This window comes from Longimicrobium sp. (genome assembly GCF_036554565.1).
GTDB lineage: Bacteria > Gemmatimonadota > Gemmatimonadetes > Longimicrobiales > Longimicrobiaceae > Longimicrobium.
The window spans coordinates 1-4,612 of record NZ_DATBNB010000089.1 but is presented as its reverse complement, the minus strand read 5'-3'; the positions used below and the strand labels follow the sequence as shown (position 1 = coordinate 4,612).

5 protein-coding genes are annotated in these 4,612 nt (G+C 73.8%); all 5 read right to left on the bottom strand.

Annotation, left to right across the window (positions count from 1 at the left end; genetic code table 11):
• Positions 1-511 (bottom strand): hypothetical protein (locus VIB55_RS02395; protein WP_331875065.1); only part of this gene is annotated, 511 nt, incomplete at its 3' end.
• 139 nt (positions 512-650) lie between these two features.
• Positions 651-1,946, bottom strand: coding sequence for a DUF58 domain-containing protein (locus VIB55_RS02390; protein WP_331875064.1), 1,296 nt, complete (start codon positions 1,944-1,946; stop codon positions 651-653).
• A complete protein-coding gene (locus VIB55_RS02385; protein ID WP_331875063.1) occupies positions 1,943-2,923 on the bottom strand; it encodes a MoxR family ATPase in 981 nt (326 codons plus the stop codon). The genes VIB55_RS02390 and VIB55_RS02385 overlap by 4 nt, the downstream gene beginning before the upstream one ends.
• Positions 2,920-4,077: a DUF4350 domain-containing protein gene (locus VIB55_RS02380; RefSeq protein WP_331875062.1), complete on the bottom strand. Its 1,158-nt coding sequence runs from the start codon at positions 4,075-4,077 to the stop codon at positions 2,920-2,922. Before VIB55_RS02380 ends, VIB55_RS02385 begins: the two co-directional genes overlap by 4 nt.
• Positions 4,078-4,090: 13 nt before the next feature.
• On the bottom strand, positions 4,091-4,612 hold a 522-nt coding region (locus VIB55_RS02375; protein WP_331875061.1), incomplete at its 5' end, for a DUF4129 domain-containing protein.

Sequence of the window (4,612 nt, the reverse complement as noted above, 5' to 3'; positions counted from 1 at the left end):
GAAGCCCGGGAAGGAATGCCTGCGACCGGATCTTCCAGCGGCCCCGCTCGCGGTAGAGCACCGTGAAGTGCGTTCCCGACACCGGCTCCGCGTCCGGGGACGCCTGGTACATGTAGGGGCCCGTCGCCGAGTACAGGTCTTCGCCCGCCACGAAATCGGCGACGCCGGTGCGGAGCTGCGAGCCCTCGGGGAGCGAGTCGTTCAGGAACGCGATGAGCGCGGTGTGCCCGTTGATGATCCTGGTGGGCGAGAACGCCACCGTGGGGCCGGCCGAGTAGAGCCCGGCCAGGCGCCGCTCGTCGTGCCCGGCCCAGGCCTCGCTCCAGCCGTTGATGAAGCGGTTGAAGTCGCGCAGCGCGTCGGCGGTGTACGCCTGGCGCTCGCGCGCCATGTCGACGCGCCCGGACTCGCCCGGCACCTGGGCCCGCGCAGCCACGGGCGCCAGCAGCGACGTGAGCAGCGCGCCCGCCAGGGCCGCGCCGCGAAGGTGCAGACAGGAGAACACGTTCAACTCGTTGCGTGGGGGGTGAAGAACGGGTGCCCGGACGCCCGGTGCGCCGCGCGGGTGCGGCGGAACTCTTCCTCAGGCCAGGCGGGGTGCGGACCATACCCCGGGGAGATGGGCAATGGTCCATGGAGCACCGTAGAGGTCACAGCATTCCCCGGCGCTTCACGTCCAGGTAGCGGTTGACCACCGCGGGCACCGCGTCGCCCGGACGGGTGTCGGCCACCAGCACGCCGGAGCGCTGCATGGCCGCCAAGGCGGCGGCGCGGGCCTGCAGCAGCTCTTCGGCGGCGGCGCGGCGGTACACGGCGGCCTCGTCCACCGGCGCCGTTTCGGCCACGGCTTCCAGGTCGGGGTTGCGGATGGCGACCGCCAGGGGCAGGTGCCGCTCCGCCGCGCGCCCCAGCTGCGACACCAGCGCCGCCGAGGCCAGCGGATCGATGATGTCGGTGAACAGCACCAGCAGCGAGCGCTTGCGCACCTGCTTGGCCAGGTAGGTGAACGCCGCCGGGTAGTTGGGCTCCACCATCTTCGCGTGCACCTCGCCCAGCGCGTCGGAGAGGCGCGCCAGCGAGTTGCGGGCGGGGGGAATGAAGCGCGTCACCCGGTCGGCGAACACCAGCAGCCCCACCGCGTCGTCGTGCACCCCCGCCACGTCGGCCAGCAGCAGCGCGGCCGTCAGCGCATAGTCCAGCCGCTCGCGCTCGCCCACCTTCTGCGTCATCAGCCGGCCGGCGTCGATGCAGATCATCACGTTCTGCCGGCGCTCCATCTCGTACTGCCGCACGATCAGCCCGCCGCGCCGGGCGGAGGCCTTCCAATCCACCGTACGCGGATCGTCGCCGCGCGCGTATTCGCGCAGGCTTTCGAACTGTCCGCCCTCGCCGCGCTGCCGGATGTTGCGGAAGCCCGCCTCGCGCAGCCGGTTGCGCAGCCCCAGCAGGCGGAACTGCTTGACCTCGAGCACGCCGGGGACGACTCGAACCGCGTCGCTCCTCGGCACGCGCCGCTGCCGCCACGCCAGCCCCAGCGGCCCGGCAGTGCGCAGGTGCACGTCGCCGAACACGGCGTCGCCGCGCCGCACCGTGGCCACCGCGTACCCCAGCCGCGTCTCGCGCCGCGCATCCAGCCACAGATCCTGCTCGTCGTCCCCCACTCGACGCAGGATGGGCGGCAGGTCGTCCGTCACCCGCACGCGCACCCGCCGGCCGGCGCGGTTGTCCAGCAGCCACGCCACCTCGGCCCGCGCACCCAGGGAGATGCGCGGGGGCGAGCGGCGCGACACCGTGAGCTGCGCGGGGCCGGGGACGTACCACGCGTCCAGCGCGAACGCCGCCAGCAGCAGGGCGTCGCCCAGCAGCGCCACGACGGGGCTTACCAGGAAGAGCGCGGACGCCCCCGCCAGCAGCGCCAGGAACAGGCGCGAGGGAAGCAGGCTCAAGCCTCGGCGCCGCGCGGGGCGGGGATGGTGGTGAGCAGGCCGGCCAGGCGCTGGTCCACCGTCTGCCCCTCCACCTCGGCCTCGGGGGTCAGCACCACGCGGTGCCGGAGGACGGGGAGCACGAGCATCTTCACGTCGTCCGGCGTCACGAAGTCGCGCCCGGCCAGGAACGCCTCGGCGCGGCTGGCCAGGAACAGCGACACGCCAGCGCGTGGCGATGCGCCGAGCGCCAGGCTGGGCTCCTCGCGGGTGGCGCGGACGATCCGCGTGATGTAGTCGCGTACCGTGGGCTCCACGTGCACCGTGGCCACCGACTGCCGGAGTCCGACGAGCTCGCCGGACGAGAGGACGGGCTTGATGCCGTACGTTTCCGCCCGGTCGGCGCTGAACCCTTCCACGTAGCGGTCCAGGATGGCGCGCTCGGCCTCGGCGCCCGGGTAGCCGATGGTGATCTTGAGCAGGAAGCGGTCGAGCTGGGCCTCGGGAAGCGGATAGGTGCCCTCGTACTCCACCGGGTTCTGCGAGGCGAACACGGTGAAGCCGGCCGGCAGCGGGCGCGTCTGCCCGTCCACCGTCACCTGCCGCTCCTGCATGGCTTCGAGCAGCGCCGCCTGCGTCTTGGCGGGGGCGCGGTTGATCTCGTCGGCCAGCAGCAGGTCGGTGAACACCGGCCCCGAGTGGAAGGTGAACTCGCGCTTCATCTGGTCGAGCACGTTCACGCCGATCAGGTCCGTCGGCATCAGGTCGGGGGTGAACTGCACGCGGCCGAAGCGAAGCTCCAGCGCCATCGCGAGCGAGCGGATGGAAAGCGTCTTGGCCGTGCCTGGCACGCCTTCCAGCAGCGCGTGCCCCCCCGCCAGCAGCGCCACCATCATCTGCCGGAGCAGGTCTTCCTGGCCCAGCACCACCGTGCCCAGCTCGTCCAGCACCCGCTGGGCCCGCTCGGCCGCCACCCCGTTGGTCGTCAGCTCGCTCACCGTTTTACCTCGTCCAGTAGATCGTCGACGCGACGGGCCACCGACACCAGCTCGGCGTCGGTCCCGCGCTTCCATTCCGTTTGCAGCGCCGCCGCGGCATCGCGCCCCACGGGGCTGGCCGTGGCCATGCGGCCCAGCAGCTCCGCCGCGCCCGCTTCGTCGGCCGGCGCGCGCTTCCCCAGCCGCCGCGCCATTCCCGCCACCAGCAGCCGCCGGGCCGTGCGTTTGGCCCCCGCCTGCCGGTACGCGCCCGCCAGCGCGTCCACGTGTTCCAGCGGCGACCGCCGCCGCGCGGGCGGGGGCGGCAGCGGCGCGCCGAAGCGCCGTCCGGCCGCCAGCATCAGCAGCAGCAGCACGGCGAACAGCTGCAGCGAGGCGTGCCCGGCAGGATGCTCGGCCAGGAACCGCCGCAGCGCCTTCCACACGCTTCCGTCGCCCTGAAAGCCCTGGTGGTACTCGTCGAAGGTCAGCGCCCCGCCCGCCGCCAGCTCCGCCGCGGCCCGGGCGAACACGGGCGCGGCGCCGCTCGTGCGCAGCCGCTCGTTCGTCAGCGGCCGCGCGTCGGCGAACGCCACGACCGTTCCCCCGCCCATCTTGTAGGTGATGGCCACGGGCTTCCCCCCCGCTTCCAGGAGCACGGTCGCGCGGCGCTCTCGGACCACGCGCGAGCTGTCGGCGAACCCGCGGCGGAAGCCCTTGACCGTGCGCGTGCCCTCCGTCCAGCGGTGCGGGCGGGCGGTGGCCGCCGCGCCCTCGCCGTACTCCGCGCCCTGTGCGCCCGGCAGCGAGTTGACGTCCAGCCCCAGGGTGTCGTACACCTGCCCCCCGGTGGGCCACGGGCTCGCGGCGAACACCAGCGTTCCGCCCCCGCGAACGTGCTCGGCCAGCGCGTGCATCTCGGCGGGGGTGGGCTGCTCGGCGGGGGAGATGAGGGCGAGCGCGCGGGGAAGCGAGTCGGTCCCGCCCGCGCCCACCAGCGGCGCGGTGCGCCGGGCCACGGGGATCTTCACCTCTTCCAGCGTCCAGTACAGCGCCTGGAGTCCGCCGGTGGAGGTGAGAAAGGTGGAGGCGCGCGGGTCTTCGCGGTTGTCCGGGGCCTGCGTGCCCACCAGGGTGGAAAGGATGAGCAGCACCAGCACCAGTCCCACCAGCATTCCGGCCTCGCGCCTACCCACGGGCACCCGCCTCGGCCGCGGCGCCGCGCAGGCGCTCGTACACGCCCGCGTCCAGCGAGCGCCCGCCGAACACGGCGGGCTCGAAGGCGCGCAGGAACGCGGCAAGGGGCCGCGAAAGCGCGTGGGGGCGGGCCTCCATCCGGTAGTCGCCGGGGGTCTTGGCGGGATCGTAACGCACGGCGCCCGCAGCTTCCATGCGCAGCAGCAGGGCCTGGTACAGCGCCACCGCCGCGTCGCGGTACCGGCCCTCGGCGGCCAGGCGCCGGGCCTCTTCTTCCCATCCCGCGGCGTCGAGGGTACGGCGCGGCCCCTGGGCCCCGGCGGACGGCGTGCGGGCGGAGGCGGCGCCGGCGTCGGAAAGGCGGCCCAGGATGGTGTAGAGCAGGGCCACGATCAGCGCCAGCCCCAGCGCGGCCAGAATGCCGACGAGAATCCAGAACAGCACGGAGCTTTCCGACGCCAGCCCGCCGAACAGCCGGTCCAGCGCCTGGCCGATGCGCGCGAAGAACCGGCC

Coding starts and splice junctions, on each gene's coding strand:
- VIB55_RS02380 (WP_331875062.1), bottom strand. CDS start 4,077: ATGCTGGTGGGACTGGTGCTGGTGCTGCTCATCCTTTCCACCCTGGTG.